Origin of the sequence: Anaerococcus hydrogenalis, from assembly GCF_002871895.1 — a bacterium.
Classification (GTDB): Bacteria; Bacillota; Clostridia; order Tissierellales; family Peptoniphilaceae; genus Anaerococcus; species Anaerococcus hydrogenalis.
Map to the genome: position 1 here is coordinate 581142 of NZ_PNHP01000001.1, position 20363 is coordinate 601504.

The following is a 20363-nucleotide window of genomic DNA, read 5'->3' on the forward strand; positions in this document are numbered from 1 at the left end:
AATTTAAAAATTGATTTTTTTAAGCTCTTTCTATATAATAAATAATGCTAAATAAAGAATAAAAAAGAAAGAGTGATTAAATGAAATTAGGAATAGTTGGCCTACCAAATGTAGGCAAATCAACTTTATTTAATGCAATTACAAAAGCTGGTGCAGAAATTGCAAATTATCCTTTCTGCACAATAGATCCAAATGTTGGACTTGTAAATGTACCAGATTCTAGAGTTGATTATCTTGCAAAAATGCATAATTCAAAAAAAGTTGTTCCTGCAGCCATAGAATTTTATGATATAGCAGGACTTGTAAAAGGTGCAAGCAAGGGTGAAGGTTTAGGAAATAAATTTTTATCAAATATAAGAGAAACAGATGCTATAGTTGAAGTTTTGCGTTGTTTCAACGATCCAAATGTAACTCACGTGGATGGAAAAATAGATCCATTAAGAGATATTGAAACAATAAATTTTGAACTAATCTTATCAGACCTTGAACTTGTAGAAAAAGTTTTGGTAAAAAGAGAAAAAGTTGCAAAATCAGATAAGTCTGCTAGAAGTGAAGTTGAATTATTAAAAAGAATAAAAGAAGTTTTGGAAGAAGGTAAATCTGCTAGGGTTTTAAATTTAAACGATGATGAAAAAGCCCTTTTAAAATCCTACCAACTTCTTTCAACAAAACCAATCATTTATGTATGTAATGTTGACGAAAGTGATGTTGCAAACAATGGAGACGATAATGAATTTGTTCAAAAAGTTAGAGAATTTGCTAAAGATGAAAATGCCCAAGTTTCTGTAGTAAGCGCGAAAATAGAACAAGAAATTTCTGAACTTGAAAGTGATGAAGAAAAGAAGGAATTTTTGGAAATGATAGGCCTTGAAGAATCCGGCTGCGATCAAGTTATTAGAGATTCATACAAAACCTTAAATTTAATTTCATTTTTAACCACAGGTGAAGATGAAACAAGGGCTTGGACAATAACAAAAGGTACTAAGGCTGTTGATGCTGCTGGAAAAATCCACACTGATATTCAAAGAGGATTTATAAAGGCAGAAATCGTAAGTTTTGATACCCTAAAAGAATATGGTAATATGACAAAAGTAAAAGAACATGGTCAACTTCGCATGGAAGGAAAAGATTATGTTATGAAAGATGGAGATATTACCAATTTTAAATTCAATGTTTAGGAAAAATATGAAAAAAAACGCTAAATTAATTGTTCACACTGGTTCTATGTTTTCTGGAAAAACAACTTCTCTTTGGCGCGAATTATATAGGATGAAAATCGCAGGCTACAAGACTGTAGCATTCAAACCATCTGTTGACTCACGACATGAGGATGAAAAAATAGTTAGCCATGACAACCTAGAGCTTGACGCTATAAAAATAAATTCAATTAAGGATATTTTTGAATATTCAAAAAACAATCAAATTGATGCAATAGGAATAGATGAAGTACAATTTTTCCCTGACGATCCATCAGAAATTGTTGATTATTTTATTAAGCTTATGAATTCTCACATAACAATTGTAGTATCTGGACTTGATATGGATTATAAGGCAAGGCCTTTTGAAATAGTAAAAGAACTTATGCCAATTGCTGATGAATTAATAAAACACCATGCAATCTGTGCCTCTTGTGGAGAAGATGCCTGGGTTTCATTTAGAAAATCTTATAATGAAGATAGGATAGAAATAGGAGCTCAAGACTCCTACCAACCCTTATGTAGATCATGCTACAATAGAAAAATGAAAGAACGTGAAAAAACAAAAAATCAAATATCAATAGATCAAATTTAACTACTCTTTTTGAGTAGTTTTAGATTGTTGAAAAGTATACAAATCTTCATGTTAAGAATATCGTACGAAAAAAATTGATTTGATTTCAAATTTGAAAATTCGTAAAAATCGTACTGTTCAAGCGTCAGCGAGTTTGCGATTTTAGAATTTTTAATTTAGAGATCAACAATTTTTGGAGTTAGATATTCGTGCTTGAGGGTTTGTCTGCGCTCTGTCACTACTCTTTTTGAGTAGTTTTATTTTTTTAAAAATTTATATTTACAAACAAAAAAGGTTGCTATTTGATTTATAGCAACCTTATTTTTATATATAAAATTATTATCTTTCAACTACTAGAGCTGTTCCCATTCCTCCACCTATACAAAGTGTTGCAAGACCTTTTTTAGAATCTCTTTTTTGCATTTCGAATAAAAGTGTAGTAAGAATTCTTGCTCCTGATCCTCCTATTGGGTGACCTATAGCAATTGCACCACCATTTACATTTGTTTTTTCTGGGTCAAATCCCATTTCATTTCTTACAGCATATGATTGAGCTGCGAAAGCTTCGTTTGATTCAACTAAGTCAAGGTCTTCAACTTTCCATCCAGCTTTTTCAAGAGCTTTTTTACTTGATGGGATTGGGCCTGTTCCCATAACTTTTGGATCAACTCCTGCAGATGCATAGCTTACTATTGTAGCAAGTGGTTTAACACCTAATTCTTTAGCTTTTTCTTCACTCATAACTACAAGACAAGCTGCTCCATCGTTAATTCCTGATGCGTTAGCTGCAGTAACTGTACCATCTTTAATAAATGCTGGTCTTAATTTAGAAATTCCTTCTTGTGTTACACCATCTCTAATATATTCATCATCTTCAACAACTGTAACATTTCCTTTTCTATCTTTAATTTCTACTGGAGCGATTTCATCTTTAAATCTTCCTTCAGCACGAGCCTTGCTTGCTCTTTGTTGGCTTACAGCTGCAAGATCATCTTGCATTTCTCTTGTAATTCCATATTTTTCAGCTACATTTTCAGCTGTAACTCCCATATGGTAATCATTGTAAACATCCCAAAGACCGTCTGTGATCATTTCGTCTACAAGTTTTTTATTTCCCATTCTAGCTCCCCATCTAGCTTCGTTTAATAAGAATGGAGCGTTAGACATGCTTTCTGCACCACCTGCAAGAACTACATCAACATCGCCTGCTAAAATCATTTGAGCTGCTAATGAAACAGTTCTAAGACCTGATCCACAAACTTTATTGATTGTCATTGCTGGAGTTGTTTCTGGGATTCCAGCACCAAGTGAAATTTGTCTAGCAACGTTTTGTCCAAGTCCTGCTTGTAAAACGCAACCTAAAACAGTTTCATCAATATCTTCAGGTTTAATTCCTGCTCTTTCTATAGCTGCCTTAGCTGCAACTATTCCTAAATCTGCTGCACTTTGAGATTTTAAAGCACCACCAAAACTTCCAACTGGAGTTCTAGCTGCACTTGCAATTACTACTTTTCTTGTCATAATTTCCCCTTTCAATTTATATCTGATAATTTGTTATCTTAACTTACAATATAATTATAACATGTAGTTAAAAATTTATCAAACATTTTTTCTAGATTTTTTTTTGAAATCCTTTTTACATATTTCCTTTAATAAAAATATACAGGTTAAAATAAAATTTGCAAAAATTTTTATAAAAAAACACCCAAAATTGGATGTTAAATTTTCTATTATTTCTTAAATTTCAAATAAATACTTGTTAGAATTATAGTTAGTATAACTGGAAAAACCCATGGAAAATCTACTATATTCAAAGATATTACTTTTATAATATTTTTTAATATCAATTCAATCTCCATAGAAAATGATAGGCTTATATTAAACATATCGGATAAAATATCAATTAAACTTACTAAGGCATCCATAAAGGAAACTAGACTTACTACCAAAAAAGAATTTTTTATAAGTCTTTTATTTATTCTATCTTTTCCAATAAGGTTAAATATTACAAGCATTATAGCTAAGGGATATACAAATTGTAAAAAAGGTCCTGTAAGTCTTACTATTGATTCTACTCCAAGAACTGACAATAATAAGGAAACTATTGCTATTGTAAAGGCAACAAGTTTGTAATCAAATCTATTATTTGAAAATTCTACAAATATTTTAGATATTGATGAAATCAAACCTATAGATGTGGTAAAACATGCCATAATAATAGCTACTAATAAGACAAATTTTCCCTTACTTCCTAATATTTCTTCTGAAATAAAATTTAATAAAATAACTCTAGAATCAGTGTCTATACTCTTTGATGCACTTGCTCCTAAAAATGTTAAAGAAATATATACAAAGGCAAGTCCTATTACTGCAATTAATGATGCTTGTATAGTTTTTATTAGTAAATTATTCTTGTAGCCTTTTTTTATTACACTTTCTACAATTATTGGAGTAAATGCTAAGGCTGCCAAGGCGTCCATTGTATTATATCCTTCAAGCATTGAATCCGAAAATATTTTACTCAAATTCAAATCTATCCTATTTATTTGACCTATTGGATTAATTATTCCTACAATAATCATAATTAATAATGACAATAACAAAAGCGGGGTAAGAAATTTACCAATAAAATCTACCACAGAATTTTTGGCTAGGGCTAAAAATAATGAAAAGCTAAAAAATATTAAGGTAAAAACAAAAATATTTATGTTGAAACCTGCTGATTCTACCATTTCAAAACTTGTTGCAGCAGTTCTTGGTATCGCTCCAAGAGGTCCTATACATAAGGCTATAATTAAAATTATAGTTTTTGATAATTTACTGCCTGCTAATGATGTAAAGCTAAAAATATTTCCATGGCTTTTTGCCATACTTACTACTGCCAGTAGGGTCAAACCTACTCCAACTATTGTAAAAGCTATTGAAGCCAATAGCCATTTATCTCCATATATATATCCTAACATTGGTGGGAAAATTAAATTTCCTGCTCCAAAAAACATTGCAAATAATGCAAATCCTATTACTAAAATATCCATATTTCCTCCTACTTAATACATGCTTTATATTTTACCATTTTTTTGATTACTTATTAAGTCTTTTTTTAAATTTTTTTAAATTTTTTTTATATTTTTCTTAAATTTTAGGAGTTTATAAAAATATTTTACATAGAATAAAAAGAATTCGTTTGTTAATTTATGTATATTTATTTGAAATTATAGAATATTTTAATAATTCACTATTAAAATAGCCGTTTTATAGAATAATTTTTAATATATAAAAAAATAGGAGATTTCTCTCCTATTTGTATTCTTCTATAAATTTTTTATCGTCTTCTGTTAAAGAAAAATTATTTTGGTCAGTTATTATTTCTGCTCCATATTTTCTTATAACTAATTGGTGTTCAAATTGTGAACAAACAGATCCATCTTTTGTTCTTGCTGTCCATCCATTTGCATCCATTTTTGATTTCCAATCTCCTACTGCAATCATAGGTTCGATTGTAAATACCATATTTTCTTCTATTCTTGGACCAAATCCTTTTCTTCCATAATGTGGAACTTGTGGATCTTCGTGCATTTCCTTGCCTATTCCATGTCCAATAAAATCTCTTATTACTGAAAAACCATTCTCACCTTCAACATATTCTTGGATTGCGTGACCTATATCACCAATTCTGTTTCCTGGTTTTGCAGCTTCTATTCCCTTGTAAAGAGCCTTTAAATTTACATCAACTAATTTTTCATTTTCTTCACTCAATTTTCCAATTTTGTATGTCCAGCAAGAATCTGCAAGTCCTCCCTTGTAATCAATTACATTATCAATTGATACCACATCTCCTTCTTTTAGGACATAATCTGAAGGAAAACCGTGACATATCTCATCATTTACAGAAATACAAAGGGTATAAGGAAATCCTTGATAACCTAATTGGGCTGGTATTGCATTTTTGTGTTTGATAAATTTATTTGCAAATTCATCAAGAAATTTAGTTGTTATTCCAGGTCTGATTATTTCTCTTATTGCAAGATGAGTTTGGCAAAGAATTTCTGAAGCCCCATACATCTTTTCTATATCTTTTTGTGTGTAAAGTCTTATCATTAAAATTCCTTCTGTCTATAGTTCTTTTTGAGCAATAAATTTGAATTTTGATCCATATGCTTTTGGATCAACTTTCCATTGTGAGTTAATAGATAACTCTTTTGTTAATTGATCAAAGTAATACATAACTATTCCAGCATCTACAAAATTTGCCTCGTCTTTGTAGTCTTCTAGGTATAAGTTAACTAGATTATCTTTTAGGACAAATCTCCATGGTTGTGAATTGTATGATGATGGTGCAAATCTTAAGTATGAGAATAAATCGTCAAGTCCCCTTTGAGAAAGCTCATCAACACTTGCCTTATGATCAAGGTTATCTATAAATACAAATTCATTTATACCTTTCCTATCATCAAACCTATGTTCTCTTACTTCTTCAATTACAGCTTCCCCTATGGCAAGAATTGACATAATTTTACCTTGTGAGTTAGTAAATGCTGATTTTAATATATCATCACTTACTCCACTTACAGTTATATAGCAAGATCTTAGTCCTAGTTCATGGATTTTTGTAATTAATTCTTCAAGACCATATGATCCTTTTACCAAAGCAGATTCATTATTATTTGTTATATCAAGTCCAATATATAAAGGAGCCTTTATCATTACACCCTTATATCCAGCATTTCCTTTTAATTTAAAATATACTTCTTCACCCTTTTTATTTACTTGATAGTGAAGGTCTTTTTCACCAAATTTATTTTCAAGTTCACTTATAATTTGGCAAATGTTTTTGATTTTTTCATCATCTACATCTTGATCCTTAAAATCTCTTGTAGAAGTTCTTGTTTTTAAAAAATTTGTAGTTAACATAATTCCTCCCGTTTTTAATATTATACCTTAACTAGAAAGTTAATAAATATTTTTATTAATAATCTATAAAGTTAACTAGACTTATACTTATATGATAAAATATAAATATGAAATTTACAAGCAAACAATTACAAGCAGCAAATCACAAGGATGGTCCTCTCTTAGTTTTGGCAATTCCTGGAAGCGGGAAAACAACAGTGCTTTTGGAAAGAATTAGGATTTTATCTAAAGAAATTGACCAGAGAAAAATTTTAAATTTAACATTTTCCAGAATTCAAGCTAATGATATGAAAAAAAGATTTGCCAGTGATAAGACAAATTTTATGACTATCCATGCTTTTTGTTATTTAATAATAAGAAATTTCCTAAAAAAATATAATAGGGAATTAAATTTAATAGAAGATGAAAAAATTTATAATAAATATAACTTGGTTAGTGAAATTTACAAGGATTTAAATAAAAAGAAAATTTCTAAGGAAGATTTGAATTTATTTTTTCAAAAAATATCTTTTATGAAAAACTCACTTTTGGATACTTCATACCTAGATAAGGTAGAAATTTCAAAAGTAAAAGAAATTTATCAAACTTATGAGAGGATAAAAAAAGAAAAACACCTGCTAGACTTTGATGATATGCAAGTTTACGCCTTAAAATTATTAGATGATAAGTCTTTATTAAGGTCTATTAAAAATAAATATAAGTACTTTCAACTTGATGAGGGCCAAGACACTTCCCTCTTACAATTTAAAATTTTAGAAAAAATTGTATATCCAGAAAATAATCTTTTAGTAGTAGCTGATGATGACCAATCTATTTATTCTTTTAGGGCAGCAGATCCAAAGTATCTTCTAAATTTCAAAAAAATTTATAAGGATGCAAAAATAATTAGCCTTGATACAAACCATAGGTCCGGGAAAAAAATCATTTCATTGGCAAGTTCTTTTATAACTCAAAACAAAAATAGGTATAAAAAAACCTATAAGGTAAGTAGGGACTTTGATGATAAAATAGAAATAAAAGAGTTTAAGAATTTTACCAAGCAATATGACTATATAATTGAAAATTTAGATAATAAAAAAACTGGTATTTTATTTAGAAATAATATTTCTGCTATCTCTCTAAGTTCTTATTTATTAGATAAAAATATTGATTTTTCTATAAATTCAAACATTTTGGATTTTTTTGAATCAAAAATTTTTACCGATATGGTTAGTATAATTACCTTCTCTGAAGACTTTGATAATGTATATATTTTTTCAGATATTTACTATAAAATTTCTACCTATCTTTCTAAAGATGATATAGAATCTTTATCCCACAAGGCTATTAATGAAAATATTTTTGATTTTTTTGAAAATAGCAACATAGAAGATTACAAAAAAGATGCACTTTTTAATATTGAAAAAAAATTAAAACATATTAGAAAACTTAAGATTGAAAAGAAAATTTCTTTCATATACAAAAGTCTATCTTATGATTCTTACATAAATATGAAAAGCAGAAAATATATGGAAGAGACTGTTAATAAGGATATTTATATAGAAAGTCTCTCATATTTTTCTAAATCATGCGAATCTTTAGGTGAACTTTATGACAAAATAAATATTTTAGAAAAAAAATCAAAGTCTTTGGTAAAGACTAATCTATCCTTAAGCACAATCCATTCATCAAAAGGTTTGGAGTACGATAAGGTCTTTATAATTGATATAATAAAAAATGAATTTCCCTTGATTATGGATGAAGAAAATTATTTTGAAAGACTAGAAGAAGAAAGAAGAATTTTCTATGTGGGACTTACAAGAGCAAGGGATGACCTACATATTTTAACCTTAAAAAATAGAAATAACAAAAAAGTCTATCCTTCCAAATTTTATACCACAAGTTTGGATATAATAAAAAATAAGCCCTGAGCATTAGCTCAAGGCTTTTATATTGAAATTTTATCTAAGATTCCATTTAAATAAGCTATAACAATTCCATAGTTTGTCATAGGAATATTTTTTTCTTTAGCTTGTTTGATTCTTTCCATTACATATTTTTTATTAAACATACAAGCCCCACATTGAATTATGAGGTCATATTTTTCAATATTTTCAAAATCTTCTCCCCTTTGAAAGTCGATTTCTATATCCTTGTATCTTTTTTTCAAAAGTTTTGGAATTTTTACTGTTCCTATATCTTCTGAAATTGGTGGATGAGAACAAGCTTCTGCAATTAAGATTTTTTTTGCCCCTTGGTCAAGTTTTTTTACTGATTCTATATAATAATTTATATCAGCCTTAAAGGCTGAAAACAAAACAGAAAATGAAGTGAGCCTAATATCCTTATCCAAAATATTATAAACTTCTTTAAAATATTGAGAATCTGTTATAACAAGGTCTGGCTTTTTATTAAATGAATTTAGGGTATTTTCTAAATTTTTAAGATTTGTAGAAACCGCACTGGCATTTTTATCTATAATTTCCCTAATAGTCATAACTTGTGGTTTGATAAGCCTATATTTTGGAGCCTCGGCATCTTGAGGAATAACTAATAAAACCAAGTCATTTTCTTTTACAAGAGATTTTGTTATAGAATTATCTTCAATTTTATAGGTGGATTTAATTTTATCAAAAAATTTCTCCCTATCATCATTATTTTTTATATTTATAGCTAGTGGAGAAAAAGCTTTAAATTTTTCTAGCAAATCATTTCCAATTTCTAAATCCTGTTTAGTCGCTATAAAAATTATCTTGTCATACTTTTCCTTTAAGACAGAAATTTCTTCAATTTTATCATCTATTGAGAGAAAATAAAGTAAAATATCAGCCTTTTCTATTGCTTTTTTTGTTTTTTCTATTCTTTTTTCATATAAATTTGTATCATCATCAAATCCTGCTGTATCAAAAAATAATACTGGACCAAAATCATGAATTTCCATGGATTTTTTTATAGGATCTGTTGTAGTTCCCTTTTGATTTGAAACAATAGAAACATCTTGGTCACTTATAAAATTTAAAAATGAAGATTTTCCAGAATTAGTCTTACCCAATAAGGCAAGGCTAATTCTTTCTGAATTATATGCTATCATACGTGTATATCTCTTTTTCCATCCCTAATCTCATCAAGCCATTTTTTTGTATTAGCACGAAGGTCTGGGTTTTGAATTTTTTCAATTTCCCTATTTATTAAAGCCCTACCATCTTTTCTAGTTTTATCGCTTGCATAGTCTGTCAAATATTCATCCAAGGTAAGAATGGCGTTTGGTTGGCACATATTTCCTATTCCATGATCTTTTACTATTTTCATAAAGTCTTTTCCAACCCTACCTTCTCTATAGCAAGCTGTACAAAATGATGGTAAATAATTCATATTTAATAACCAATCAACAACTTCATCCAAGGTCCTGTTATCAGCAAGTTCAAATTGATTTGAACCTTCTACATCTCCAATATCTTCTGAATAACCACCAACTGTAGTTTTTGAACCTCCAGAAATTTGGCTGATACCAAGATCCAAAACTTTTTCCCTAACTTTTTTAGATTCTCTTGTAGAAATTATCATTCCTGTATAAGGAACTGCAAGTCTTAGACATGCTACAATTTTTTCAAACATTTCATCGCTTAATGAATTGTCAAATTCATTTGGATCAATGTCATCTGCTGGTTGAACTCTTGGAACAGAAATTGTATGAGGTCCACAATTAAATCTAGCTTCCAAATGTTCTGCGTGCATCAAAAGACCAACAAATTCATATTCATATGATTGAAGGCCAAATAAAACTCCACAACCAACATCATTAATTCCTGCACTCATTGCCCTATCCATAGATTCTGTATGATAATCATAATCATGTTTTGGACCTGTTGGATGAAGTAATTCATAATTTTTCTTATTATAGGTTTCTTGGAATAAAATATATGTACCAATTTCTGCGTCCAATAATTTTTTATAATTTTCTTCAGTTGTTGCTGCTATATTTACATTAACCCTTCTTATAGATCCATTTTTGTGTTTAATAGAATAAATTGTTTTGATTGATTCTAGTACATATTCAATAGGATTATTTACAGGGTCTTCACCAGTTTCAAGGGCAAGTCTTTTGTGTCCTAAATCTTGAAGGGCAATAACTTCTTTTCTTATTTCATCTTGGCTTAATTTTCTTCTTGGAATTGTTTTGTTTTTTGCATGATATGGGCAATATAAGCATCCATTTACACAATAATTTGATAAATATAAGGGTGCAAACAAAACTATCCTATTTCCATAAAATTTTTCCTTTAATTTTTTTGCCAAAGAAAAAATTTCTTCATTCAAATCTTCTTCTTGACAAGAAAGCAAAACAAAGGCATCTCTGTGACTAAGTCCTTGTGCTTTTTTTGCCTTTTCTAATATTTCTTTAATTAATTTTCTGTCATTTTTATGCTCTCTACCATAATCCAATGATTCTAGAATTTCTTCATGATTGATAAATTCTTCTGCATTTTTTGACTTTACATCATATTTTGCCATTTTTTCTCCTTTAAGATTTAAAAACCACCCTATAAGGATGGTTTTGTTAAGTTTTATATTCAGCTTTAAATTTTTCCACTAAATTTATAAGTTTTCAAAAATTTATTATATAAATTTTCATTAAAAATTTACTTTTAATTCTTTTTTATTATATCACAAATTATCTTAATTTTTCCAATATAATTAAATTTCTCTTCTATCTTCTAAAGCTCTTTCTAAAGTAAGCTGGTCAAAATATTCCAAATTTGAACCAACAGGAATCCCTGATGCTATTTTTGATACCTTGACATTTTTATTTTCTAATAAGTGCGCTAAAAATAAAGATGTAGTTTCACCCTCTATTGTAGAAGAAATTGCCAGAATTACTTCTTTTATATTTTCCTTATCAATTCTATCCAATAATTTATCAATTGATAAGTCTTCAGCCTTTACATTATCAGAAGGTGAAATTAGTCCTCCTAGAATATGGTATTTGCCATGGAAAACTGAAGATTTTTCTATTGCATACAAGTTTCTTACATCTTCTATTACACAAATTATATTTTCTTCCCTTGATACATCCTTGCAGATTCCACAAATTTCATCTTCTGTTAAATTTCCACAAATTTTACAAGGATGGATTTTTGATTTCACTTCCAATAAAGCCTTAGAAAAGTCTTCAACACTTTCATCATCCTTACCAACTATACTCATAGCAAGCCTTTCTGCACTTTTTTTTCCTATAGTTGGTAATTTTTGAAATTGTTCTATTAATTTAATTAAACTTTCAGGATATAAAGCCATTACATTAATCCAGGAATATTAATATTTCCTGTTAATTTTCCCATTTCTTTTTGTGTATATTGGTCAGCTTTTTTCAAAGCATCATTTACAGCTGCAACAACAAGGTCTTCTAACATTTCTGTATCTTCAGGATCAACTACATCTTCGTCTATTTTTATTTTAATAACTTCTTTTTTTCCATTAACTACAGCTTCTATTACTCCACCACCCGCTGTAGAAGAAAATTCTTTTTCTTCAATTTCTTGTTGAGCCTTAGCCATATCTTCTTGCATTTTTTTCACTTTTTTCATCATATTATTCATATTTCCGCCGCCTGGAAATCCGCCTCTTGCCATTTCTTTCTCCTTTATTCTTCTATTATTAAGTCATTATCAAAAACTTCTACAAGTTTTTCTATCACATCGTCACTAGAATCTTTTTTTGATCCTCTTATATTATTATTGATGCTAGATTTTTTTTTGTCAATACTTGAAACTTTAACATCAAAATCTTTACCTAACAAGGATTTTAATATTTCTTTCATTTTCGATTTTGTTTCATCTAAAAATTGGTAGTAAATATTATTTTTGTAATAAATTGTAAAATTATCACCTATGATATCATAATTAAAACCTTCAGCCTTAATTTGGGCCCTTAAAATTGGAGAAGATGAATTTAAAAGTTCACTTATAAAAATTTCTTCTTCTTTTTTATCCATTATATAAGAATTATTTGAACTTTCATTTGGATTCTTATCTTCTATATCTTCTTCTACATTTTCTACTACTTTTATGGGTGCCTGTTCTTCTGGAAGAGTTTTTTGGTCTAACTCTTGTCTTTTTGAGACTTCTTTTTCGACAGGTTTTTGTTCATAAGTATCTTTTTTTTCAAAATCTCTCTTACTATTTTCTAAAAATTTATCTAGATTTATGTTTTTAAATTTTTGATCTACTAATTTATTTATTATATCTACCTGATCATTATCTTGATTTCTTTCAAGTTTTTCTATTCTTGATAAAATATTTTCTTCATCTTTTAAATTGATTAGTCTTAATATAGCCATTTCCATAAGTAAGGATGAATTTTCTGATACTTTCATTCTATTTGAATAATCATTTAAAATCTCCAAATAAGAAACTATTTTTTCTGATGAAATTTGTTCTGTTTTTTCTTTTATCAAATCTATATAGTCAAGATTATCTACATATTTTTCATTTAAACTTATCTTATAGACCATAATATCTCTTAAATATCCTACCAAGCCATCCAAAATATCCCTATCATCTTTTCCATTTTCTTTTAGTTTAAAAAGAATTTCTAAAGAATCTTTTTGGTTGTAAGAAATTATATTATCAACTAATTTGTCCAAAGAATCAAAATCTACAACACCTAAAATATTTTCCACATCTTGGAGTAAAAAATTATCCTTATCAATAGATAAAACCTGGTCTAAAATTGATAGAGCATCTCTCATTGCACCCTTTGCTTTTTTTACAATTAGATCTTTAGCCTCATCTTCCATTGAAACTTTCCTATCATTTAAGATAATATCGATTTGTTTAATAATATCATCTCTTCCAATTTTATTAAATTCAAATTTTTGTACTCTGGATAAGATTGTTTTTGGGATTTTTTCAATTTCTGTTGTAGCCAAAATAAAAACCAAATGACTAGGTGGTTCTTCCATGATTTTTAGTAAGGCATTAAAAGCCTCTCTGGTAATCATGTGAGCCTCGTCTATGATATAAACTTTGTATTTTAAATTATTTGGAGGATAGACTACAGTTTCCTTCAAATTTCTAATATCATCTATTCTTCTATTACTAGCAGCATCCATTTCAACTACATCCATGGTGGATTCTTCTTCAATTGCCTTACAATTTTCGCATTTTCCACATGGTGATGAATCTATTGGATTAAGGCAATTTATTGCCTTAGCAAATATTTTTGCACAGGTTGTTTTTCCACATCCTCTTTCTCCCGCAAATAAATATGCGTGAGAAATTTGACCTGACTTAACTTGGTTTTTTAAAACATTTACAACCCTTTCTTGACCTAAAACGTCAGAAAATTTTTGTGGTCGGTATTCTCTATATAAAGCTTTTGCCATAATCATTCCTTTCCTTAAAGATTATACCATAGTGAAAATTTTTTTATAATTTAAAAATTTATTTGAAATTAAAAAAAATTAAAGTATAGTTTTAATCTGTAAGCATGGAGAGCTGTCCGAGTGGCTTAAGGAGCACGATTGGAAATCGTGTATACATTGATAGTGTATCAAGGGTTCAAATCCCTTGCTCTCCGCCATGCACTAGATGGGGAGTTAGCGGTGCCCTGTAACCTGCAATCCGCTATAGCAGGATTGAATTCCCAAGTTAGGATTTTAAAAATTATAGACTGCCTCAAATAAGCGGTGTTGATTGATGGGTCTTACGCAATAGAAAACTATGAACCATGTCAGGACGGGAACGTAGCAGCATTAAGTAGATCTTTTTATGTGCCGTAAGGTCACCTATCATGAGCTGGCTGTTTGAGTAACGTATAAATTTTATTATACAAGCTTGGGTGTGCTTACATAATATACTCTATAATGCCTTTTGTTTTTTACAAAAGGCTATTTTTTTAAAAACAATTAAGGATAAAAAAATGATTGGAGAAAAATTAAAAAATTTATTTAATCAACCTACTGCTAATATAATAACTCCAGCAAGTGATGTTGCTGTTGTAAGAGAAAATGATACCCTCTTACATGCCATTTTAGTCCTGTCAAATCGAGGATACCAAACTATTCCGGTTCTTGATGAAAATGATAGGGTTCGTGGTCTAATTTCTATTTCAAAAATTGTTATTTCATCAGAAGATGTCACTTTTTTTAATGAAGAAATACTTACCCAAACAAAGGTAAAAGAAGTAATGGATCAAATAGTTCCAATTTTATTTGATGATTCTGACCTTGAAGACATACTAAGGCTAATTGTAAATAATAATTTTATATGTATAACACACAGAAACGGATATTTTGTTGGAATTATTACAAGAAAAACGATTTTGGAAAGATTTACAAATATTGCCCATAATATTGAAAGTGAATATAAGTTAATTAAAAAGCTATAAAAGATAAATCTTTTATAGCTTATTTTATCCTAAAAATTCCAGATCCAAAGGCTGGGATTTTTATTTTATCATCTTCTTTGTATTTTCCATCAAAACTAGTTAATATCTTTTCAAACTTATAATCCAAATCAATTTTATAATCCAAATCTGTAAGATTTATTAGGACTAAAAATTTCTCTTTTTTGTATTCTCTTATAAAGGCATAAAGAGAATATCCTTCAATTTCAAGAATTTTTGTTTTCGCATCTTTTTTATATAAATTTTTATGATCTTGATAAAATTTAGATAGGCCTTTATAAAATTCATTAAAATCTTTTTCTTCTTTATTAATCTTATTAAAATCAACCTTCCTATTTATATCAAAACTTTTAAGAGAACCAATCTCATCTTCCATAAAAATCATTTTTTTAGAAGATAGGCTGTATAAAAGCAAAAATAAAGTTTTTAATTGTTGGTATTTTTTATTATCAGAGTACATCTTCATACATAGACTTGCACCTTCAGATAAGCTATCTGAAAAATCAAAACCTAATATATATTTTTCATATTTTCCCCTAATTATATTTTCAACTACAGTAGAATAATTATCCCTTTGATAAGGGTATTTTTGCATAATTTTTATAAGACTTGAAAAAGTTCTGTCGTAAATATATGAAAATCCTAAATCTTCATCAAACTCATTTTTCCATATATAGTAAAAAGATCCTATTGAAATTTTTCCCAGACTTTTTATATAAAAATTAATCTCCTTTAATAAAGCTAACCAATATTCATTATTTCCCCTAGACTTATCTCCTTGCCAAAAGACCATATTTTCTAAATTTGCAAATTTTATTCCATCTATATTATATTCATCTATCCAATAGGATATAAGTGAAAAAATAAAAGATTTTACTATATCTTTTTTAGGATCAATATTTACTGAACCTTGGTAATTGTATAAGATATCATCATAATCATAATTATACAAATTTGACCCATCAAATTTAATAAGCCCCTTATTAAAAGGATCAAATTCTCCTATATCAAAATCTAAGATTATACCTATATTATTTTTGTGGCACAAATCGATAAAGGATTTAAAATTTTCAACTGATGTAATATTTTCATTTAAGGCAAAAAATGAAGATGGAGCAAAACCTAATGAAGCTTCAATCCTATTAGAAAAAATAGGCATAAAATTAAGGTGGGTAAAGTTATTATTCTTCAAATATTGGATAAAAGTATTCATCTTTTTTTTATTTTCAAAAATTTCCCTATCCAAATTCTCAAAATTAACTTGATATATATTTATCTTATTATTTTCACTGATTTTATAAGAGAATTTAAAAGCTTCATCGAAAACTACTGAAGCTTCATTTTCTAAATCACATAATTTTGCAAAAGGATCTAATTTATAAGACTTGTTTCCATCATTGTCTTCTATTACAAATAAGTATCTATCAAATTTGTTTACTTTTTTTATCGTTTTTGAAAATACACCAGTTGAATATTTTCTTAATTTTTCTTCTTTCCAACCATTAAAGTCTCCAATTACATAAATATTTCTTGCATTTGGGGCATAATTTCTAAAAATATAAGAATTATTAGTTTTTTTATGGTTTCCAAAAAATTTATAAGCGTCTTTTGCCTTACCTTCAATAAATGCTCTAGTATCCATAACTTTTCCTTTCTATATATTTAAATTAAATATTAACAATATTTATTTCTTAAATATATTATATCACAATTTCAACTTTCTCAATTTGACAAAATTTACCTTGTAGTTAAATTGGTTTTTCTGTATAATGTATGTATAAATGAAAAGGAACAATAATTATGGAAATTTTAGATAAAAACGAAAACGATAACACAAGTATGCAAAGTATCTATTTGAAGGTACTATATGCAAAAAAAAATTACTCATCTAATAAAATAAATTCTAGGATTCATTTTCATCCCTTTACAGAATTTTATTATATTTTAGATGGTAATGGTAAATTTTCAATTGAAGATAAGGTAATAGATGCTGGCAAGGATGATTTTTTTATAATTAATTCCAATGTTGGTCATAGTATTTATTCTAAGGAAGATGATAATTTAAATTATATTTCTTTCGGTGTAGATAGTATTTTTGTAAAAACAGTCAATAATGACCAAGATTTTGACGAAGATAAGTACATATATAAAAATATAGATGAAAATACCGATAAATTTATAAATTTTTTCAAAGAGATTAATATAGAATTTAATTCTAACGATATTTATTCTAAGTCTATGGCAAATGCAAAGGCTAGTGAATTTGTTATACAACTTCTAAGAAAATATAAAGATGAATTTTTAATTACTAACGATATAAAAATAAACAAGCAAATAGATTATATTAAAAATTTCATTGACAATAATTACGCTGAAGACATAAAACTTGAAAACTTATCAAAGATGGCTTATATGAATAAATTTCACCTAATTTCTGAATTTAAGCAATCATATAGAGTTACTCCTATAGAGTATTTAATTTTAAAAAGAATAGAAATTACTAAAAACTTATTAATATCTACCAACCATTCAATGGAAGAAATTTCATCTATTGTTGGCTTTAATTCTCAATCATACTTTAACCAAGTTTTTAAGAAAAAAGTAGGACTTACCCCATCTCAATTTAGAAAAAACCATAGAATTTAATAAATTTAAAAAAACATTAGCCAAAGAAAAGCTAATGTTTTTTTTACTTTATTTTAATTCTTCAATTTTAATTCTTTGAATAACCCCATCTTTCATACTTATAACTTTAAACTTATAAGTACCATAGATAAGCCTAGTATTTTCCTTAATTTCATCAATTCCTTCAATTTTTGCAATTTCATATACCAATCCACCCAGTGTATTTGACATATCTTGAGGAATATTGAGCTTATATTCATCTTTAATTTTTTTAACAGGAACTGATGCTGAATAGGTATTATCTATCTTTGCCATCAAATTTTCATCTTTTACGACAAATTTTATTATAGCAAAAATCAAACCAATTGATATAGCACCAATTAATATATCTACCAAATCTACTGAATATAAAAGCATTTTCCTAGCTATTACAAATAAAATTAATGTAAGAATTGCTTCGTGAGACTTTGTTAAAATCATTTCAATAAGCTCAATACCAACAACAATTAAAAGAGCATGTTTTAAAAACTCATTTAAAAATTCATAATTTTGTTTTAAATCTGTTGTTCTCATTATAGTCAATGCATACCTGACTAAATTGGGAACAGATAAGAGCAAGGAAAATAATATAATCACACAAATTATTATTTCTATAGCCCTTATACCTAAATCTATCTTATCTTTTATTTTTTTTCCCATAAAATCCTACTTTACTAGTAATTTACACCTCTAGTGTAATCTCCGCTTGCATTCCACAATAAAAATTCCTTTTGTCCTGAATCATATATTGCTTTTATTTGATCTTCAACAGCCTCTTTATCATATTCCATATAATTTCCAGCCCCAATCCAAGAAGCAGTAAAATCTTGAATCCAAGGCCTTGATTGAGGTTTATGCTCTATTTCTGAAAAGACCTCTTGTTCTTCTTTTAAATATCTTTTTACTAGCTCATAAGGTTCAAGGTCTGGTTTTTCTATATCAAAAGAATTAAGTCCCCAGTGGGAAGGATAAATCATCGAACTCATAACATCAGCTTGGTTAGACATTTCTTTAAAATCTTGTCCAATACCATCAGCTCTTCCAACTTGCATAGAATATCCAAAAACATCAATTCCACAAGGAGTATCATAAGCTTGAAGCATCTCCCTTGCCTCTTTTACAAAACTTGTAATAGCATCAATTCTTTTGTCACCTTCATCCATTTTTGATTTTTCCCATCTTCCCTTTGGGTAATCAAGTTTTCCATGGAAAGTCTCAAAACCTTCTGCAAATCTAATATAATCAAATTGAATTTCATCAAAACCTGCATTAGCTGCAAGTTCTGCAATCTGAAGGTCATAATTTCTAACTTCATCCATAAAAGGATTCATAAAGGCTTCTCCATGGCCATTTTTCCATAAAGAACCGTCATCTAATTTAAATCCCCAATCAGGATGTTTTTCAGTAATTACAGAATCTTTAAATGTTGTAATTCTACCAATTACATAAATTCCTTTTTTGTGCATTTTATTTATAAAATCTTCTGCATCTAAGATTTCATGTGTTGCGTATTTAATATCCTTATTATTTGTATCAAATTTACAAGTAATATTGCCCCAATCATCCTTAACATCCAATACTACTGCGTTAAGTTTTGTCTCATCAAGCAAATTCATAATTTTTTTAAAAGCTTTTGGATTTGCTGCCGTATAAGCATTAAGATAAATTCCTTTAACACCTTCTTCTGGGTAGTATTTTGATTTTTTTTCATTTAAAGACTTAAGCCTAGATGTATCATAATCCATATTATAATCATCAGGTGTAACTCCAACTGTATAAGGCTCACCCAAAGGCTTTTTTTCTTTTTTACTATTTTTACTATAAATAATTTTTTCTGTTGAAGAAAAATCTTTTTCGCTTGTTTCTTTATCTTTATTTAAAGAACAAGAAGTAAATGTAATTGTTAAGATTAAAAAAAACAAAAAACATAACTTTTTATTTTTCATGTAGACTCCTAGCTCAAATAAATAAAAAAAAGAGCAAGTCTCAAAGACCCGCCCTATCTTTTATTATTGAATTACTTTAGAAACAACTCCTGAAGCAACTGTTCTTCCACCTTCTCTTACTGCGAATCTTAATCCTTCTTCAAGAGCGATTGGTTTTTGTAGTTTGATTATGAATTTTGCGTTGTCTCCTGGCATTACCATTTCTGTTCCTTCTTCTAATTGGATGTCACCTGTTACATCTGTTGTTCTGAAGAAGAATTGTGGTCTATAGCCTGAGAAGAATGGTGTATGACGTCCACCTTCTTCTTTTGTTAGTACGTATACTTGTCCTTCAAATTCTGTGTGTGGGTGTACTGAACCTGGTTCTGCTATTACTTGTCCTCTTTGGATTTCGTTTCTTTGTACTCCTCTTAATAGTAACGCACAGTTATCTCCTGATTCTGTTGTTTCAAGTGATTTGTGGAACATTTCTATTCCTGTTACTACTACTTCTCTTGTTTTGTCTGTTAGTCCAACTATTTCTACTGTAGATCCAAGTTTTAGTGTTCCTCTTTCTACTCTTCCTGTTGCTACTGTTCCTCTTCCTGAGATTGTCATTACGTCTTCTACTGGCATTAGGAATGGTTGGTCGTTATCTCTTTCTGGGATGTCGAAGTATTCGTCTACTTCATCCATTAATTGAAGGAT

Annotated in this window: 18 protein-coding genes, 1 tRNA gene and 1 other RNA gene; 7 read left to right on the top strand and 13 right to left on the bottom strand. The window is 28.4% G+C overall.

From position 1 onward, the window contains the following. Window positions 1-80: 80 nt before the first annotated feature. Together ychF and CJ192_RS02860 are read left to right on the top strand one after the other, a co-directional pair. Window positions 81-1178 (top strand): redox-regulated ATPase YchF, encoded by a 1098-nt coding sequence (gene ychF, locus CJ192_RS02855; RefSeq protein WP_102197692.1) that lies wholly within the window; start codon window positions 81-83, stop codon window positions 1176-1178. A gap of 7 nt (window positions 1179-1185) precedes the next feature. Then, entirely contained in the window at window positions 1186-1791 is a 606-nt protein-coding gene (locus tag CJ192_RS02860) for a thymidine kinase (protein WP_004816370.1), read from the top strand. 318 nt (window positions 1792-2109) lie between these two features. Here CJ192_RS02860 and CJ192_RS02865 read toward each other — a convergent pair whose 3' ends face one another. The 4 genes from CJ192_RS02865 to CJ192_RS02880 all read right to left on the bottom strand — a co-directional run bounded on the left by CJ192_RS02865 (window position 2110) and on the right by CJ192_RS02880 (window position 6681). Further along, window positions 2110-3291: an acetyl-CoA C-acetyltransferase gene (locus CJ192_RS02865; protein ID WP_004814210.1), complete on the bottom strand. Its 1182-nt coding sequence runs from the start codon at window positions 3289-3291 to the stop codon at window positions 2110-2112. Window positions 3292-3500: 209 nt separating this feature from the next. Beyond that, on the bottom strand, window positions 3501-4805 hold the full coding sequence (gene brnQ, locus CJ192_RS02870) for a branched-chain amino acid transport system II carrier protein (RefSeq protein ID WP_102197693.1): 1305 nt from the start codon (window positions 4803-4805) through the stop codon (window positions 3501-3503). 262 nt (window positions 4806-5067) lie between these two features. Then, window positions 5068-5868 carry a type I methionyl aminopeptidase gene (gene map / locus CJ192_RS02875; protein ID WP_102197694.1) on the bottom strand — a complete coding sequence of 267 codons (801 nt, stop codon included), beginning with the start codon at window positions 5866-5868 and terminating at the stop codon, window positions 5068-5070. 15 nt (window positions 5869-5883) lie between these two features. Then, on the bottom strand, window positions 5884-6681 hold the full coding sequence (locus tag CJ192_RS02880; RefSeq protein WP_102197695.1) for a nitroreductase family protein: 798 nt from the start codon (window positions 6679-6681) through the stop codon (window positions 5884-5886). A gap of 107 nt (window positions 6682-6788) precedes the next feature. Here CJ192_RS02880 and CJ192_RS02885 point away from each other — a divergent pair, with 107 nt between their 5' ends. Beyond that, complete coding sequence (locus tag CJ192_RS02885; RefSeq protein WP_102197696.1) at window positions 6789-8591, top strand: ATP-dependent helicase; 1803 nt, start codon at window positions 6789-6791, stop codon at window positions 8589-8591. Between the two features lie 17 nt (window positions 8592-8608). Here CJ192_RS02885 and hydF read toward each other — a convergent pair whose 3' ends face one another. The 5 genes from hydF to dnaX form a co-directional block, all read right to left on the bottom strand. Beyond that, window positions 8609-9751 carry a [FeFe] hydrogenase H-cluster maturation GTPase HydF gene (gene hydF, locus CJ192_RS02890; protein WP_102197697.1) on the bottom strand — a complete coding sequence of 381 codons (1143 nt, stop codon included), beginning with the start codon at window positions 9749-9751 and terminating at the stop codon, window positions 8609-8611. Further along, window positions 9748-11172 (bottom strand): [FeFe] hydrogenase H-cluster radical SAM maturase HydG, encoded by a 1425-nt coding sequence (gene hydG, locus CJ192_RS02895; protein ID WP_102197698.1) that lies wholly within the window; start codon window positions 11170-11172, stop codon window positions 9748-9750. The genes hydF and hydG overlap by 4 nt, the downstream gene beginning before the upstream one ends. Before the next feature lie 183 nt (window positions 11173-11355). Continuing rightward, window positions 11356-11955, bottom strand: a complete 600-nt coding sequence (gene recR / locus CJ192_RS02900; protein ID WP_004816741.1) for a recombination mediator RecR — start codon at window positions 11953-11955, stop codon at window positions 11356-11358. Next, window positions 11955-12290 (bottom strand): YbaB/EbfC family nucleoid-associated protein, encoded by a 336-nt coding sequence (locus CJ192_RS02905; protein ID WP_004814227.1) that lies wholly within the window; start codon window positions 12288-12290, stop codon window positions 11955-11957. Before CJ192_RS02905 ends, recR begins: the two co-directional genes overlap by 1 nt. A gap of 11 nt (window positions 12291-12301) precedes the next feature. Then, on the bottom strand, window positions 12302-14044 hold the full coding sequence (gene dnaX / locus CJ192_RS02910; RefSeq protein ID WP_102197713.1) for a DNA polymerase III subunit gamma/tau: 1743 nt from the start codon (window positions 14042-14044) through the stop codon (window positions 12302-12304). A 106-nt stretch (window positions 14045-14150) separates the two neighbouring features. On the opposite strand from dnaX, the gene CJ192_RS02915 reads away from it, so the two are divergent. The 3 genes from CJ192_RS02915 to cbpB all read left to right on the top strand — a co-directional run bounded on the left by CJ192_RS02915 (window position 14151) and on the right by cbpB (window position 15048). Next, window positions 14151-14241 (top strand) — tRNA-Ser (locus CJ192_RS02915). Next, window positions 14241-14507, top strand: an RNA gene (ffs, locus tag CJ192_RS02920) — signal recognition particle sRNA large type. Before CJ192_RS02915 ends, ffs begins: the two co-directional genes overlap by 1 nt. A 73-nt stretch (window positions 14508-14580) precedes the next feature. Continuing rightward, window positions 14581-15048: a cyclic-di-AMP-binding protein CbpB gene (cbpB, locus tag CJ192_RS02925; RefSeq protein ID WP_004816464.1), complete on the top strand. Its 468-nt coding sequence runs from the start codon at window positions 14581-14583 to the stop codon at window positions 15046-15048. Window positions 15049-15067: 19 nt separating this feature from the next. Here cbpB and CJ192_RS02930 read toward each other — a convergent pair whose 3' ends face one another. Continuing rightward, window positions 15068-16708, bottom strand: coding sequence for a GlgB N-terminal domain-containing protein (locus tag CJ192_RS02930; RefSeq protein WP_102197699.1), 1641 nt, complete (start codon window positions 16706-16708; stop codon window positions 15068-15070). Between the two features lie 158 nt (window positions 16709-16866). On the opposite strand from CJ192_RS02930, the gene CJ192_RS02935 reads away from it, so the two are divergent. After that, complete coding sequence (locus CJ192_RS02935; RefSeq protein ID WP_102197700.1) at window positions 16867-17712, top strand: AraC family transcriptional regulator; 846 nt, start codon at window positions 16867-16869, stop codon at window positions 17710-17712. A 48-nt stretch (window positions 17713-17760) separates the two neighbouring features. On the opposite strand, the gene CJ192_RS02940 is transcribed toward CJ192_RS02935, so the two are convergent. The 3 genes from CJ192_RS02940 to CJ192_RS02950 form a co-directional block, all read right to left on the bottom strand. Beyond that, window positions 17761-18390: an HlyC/CorC family transporter associated domain-containing protein gene (locus tag CJ192_RS02940; protein WP_102197701.1), complete on the bottom strand. Its 630-nt coding sequence runs from the start codon at window positions 18388-18390 to the stop codon at window positions 17761-17763. A 14-nt stretch (window positions 18391-18404) separates the two neighbouring features. Then, window positions 18405-19676, bottom strand: coding sequence for a putative glycoside hydrolase (locus CJ192_RS02945; RefSeq protein WP_102197702.1), 1272 nt, complete (start codon window positions 19674-19676; stop codon window positions 18405-18407). A 63-nt stretch (window positions 19677-19739) separates the two neighbouring features. Continuing rightward, window positions 19740-20363, bottom strand: a 624-nt coding sequence (locus CJ192_RS02950; RefSeq protein WP_244897267.1) for an EF-Tu C-terminal domain-related protein, incomplete at its 5' end; no start/stop codon positions are given.